Below are 1,481 nucleotides of genomic sequence, written 5' to 3'. Positions count from 1 at the left end.
CCCGAACTCGGCCGTGAAATCCCCCAGCGCCAATGGTACTGCGTCTTAAGACGTGGGAGAGTAGGTCGCCGCCAGGTCCATCAGACGCACATCCCAACGCTTACCGCCGCTCAACAGACCCTCGTCGCAATGCCCGCCACTCCCAGCACACATTCCCGCGGGGTGGAGCAGCCCGGTAGCTCGTCAGGCTCATAACCTGAAGGTCACAGGTTCAAATCCTGTCCCCGCAACCAAATACGGAAACCCCCGCCAGCGTAAGCTGGCGGGGGTTTTGCTGTCAGCCGTCTACCGCAGGCCCCCAAGCTCAAGCGGACAGGGTGTCGAGCCGGTCGAATTGAACGTAGTCGGCATAGATCCCGACCATGTCCGGCGTGACCACCTCGATCAGGACGCGGTTCTCCACCCACACCTCGATGACATGAAAGGCTGGCGGGCGGCCTGGCGCGGCGCGGCTGAAGAAGCGCGTGCGCCAGCCGGCGGCTTCTCCGATCGATTCGACTGTCTGCCGGTCGTGTGGCACCGCGAGCAACAGATGGAATGGCAGGAAGCGGCCGTCGTCCGCGTGGGTGTCATAGACCACCGGCGCGTCGCCCTGGCCGGCCGCCATGACGGTGCCATCCGGGTAGACCTCGATCATGGTGCCGTGCCGATCCCCGCTGACCGCCATCCAGGCCCCTTTCAATGGGCCGGTGAAGGGATAGGCCCGCCCGCCCATCAACTGCGCCAGAACAGCCGCGACGCGACGGGGATCGTGGGCGGGAATGGAGACGTGATGGATCATGGTTCTTGCCCTCCTGTCGGGTCACTGGATGATGGCGGGTCGGCCAGGCCGTCCCCATCGCGCGCGAGGCCCTCTACCAGGGTGCGCATTGCCCACTGGGCGGTAAGCTCGGCCTCCGCCGGCGTCAGGCCGCCGGTGTCGCGCAGCCATCGCCACAAGGTGGGGGTGAAGAAGGCCGCCACCGCCAGCGCCCCGCGCCGTTGCTGCGCCGGTGTCAGGCCGGGAACCGCGGTGGCCACCGCCTCTCGCCAGGGCGCGTGGCGGGCGTCCCGGTCGTCCTGGCGCTGACGATCCCAGGATGGCTTGTTCATCAGGTTCCGCAGCAGGGCGCCGTGCGCCTCATAGCGCGGGAACAGCCGGGCCGGCAATGTCGCGAAGTCAGCCAGTGGCGGCAGGGCCGCCGCCAGCCCGATGCGGGGCTTCAGCCAATGGAAAAAGGCCGCCACCAGATCGTCCATGGTGGGGAAATGCGCGTACACGGTGGGGGCCGAGACCCCCGCCAGCTCCGCCACCCGTCGTAGGGTCAGGGTGTCAATGTCGTGATGGTCCAGGTAGTCACGGGCCGCTTCCAGGATGCGTTCGCGCGTGAGTGAGGCCTGCGCCTCCCTAGAGCATCGCACCAGAAGTCGGAATCAGAGGATTCCCATTGAAGGTCGAATGTGATTCATCTTTATCGGAGGTGGATCATGGGCAAGTCATA

2 protein-coding genes, 1 tRNA gene and 1 rRNA gene are annotated in these 1,481 nt (G+C 66.2%); 2 read left to right on the top strand and 2 right to left on the bottom strand.

What is annotated here, in order from left to right; translation table 11 throughout:
- Together rrf and FHS74_RS30090 are read left to right on the top strand one after the other, a co-directional pair.
- Window positions 1-77: ribosomal RNA gene (rrf, locus tag FHS74_RS31390) — 5S ribosomal RNA — on the top strand; the annotation flags it as partial.
- 79 nt (window positions 78-156) lie between these two features.
- Window positions 157-233: transfer RNA gene (locus FHS74_RS30090), tRNA-Met, on the top strand.
- 71 nt (window positions 234-304) lie between these two features.
- Here FHS74_RS30090 and FHS74_RS30085 read toward each other — a convergent pair.
- Both FHS74_RS30085 and FHS74_RS30080 read right to left on the bottom strand, forming a co-directional pair.
- Entirely contained in the window at window positions 305-781 is a 477-nt protein-coding gene (locus FHS74_RS30085; RefSeq protein ID WP_184807957.1) for a hypothetical protein, read from the bottom strand.
- Entirely contained in the window at window positions 778-1,401 is a 624-nt protein-coding gene (locus tag FHS74_RS30080; RefSeq protein WP_184807956.1) for a TetR family transcriptional regulator, read from the bottom strand. Before FHS74_RS30080 ends, FHS74_RS30085 begins: the two co-directional genes overlap by 4 nt.
- Window positions 1,402-1,481: the final 80 nt, after the last annotated feature.

This window comes from Nitrospirillum iridis, assembly GCF_014205765.1.
Taxonomy (GTDB): Bacteria; Pseudomonadota; Alphaproteobacteria; order Azospirillales; family Azospirillaceae; genus Nitrospirillum; species Nitrospirillum iridis.
Note: the sequence above shows the minus strand (reverse complement) of the source record. Positions and strands in the feature narration are given on the sequence as shown.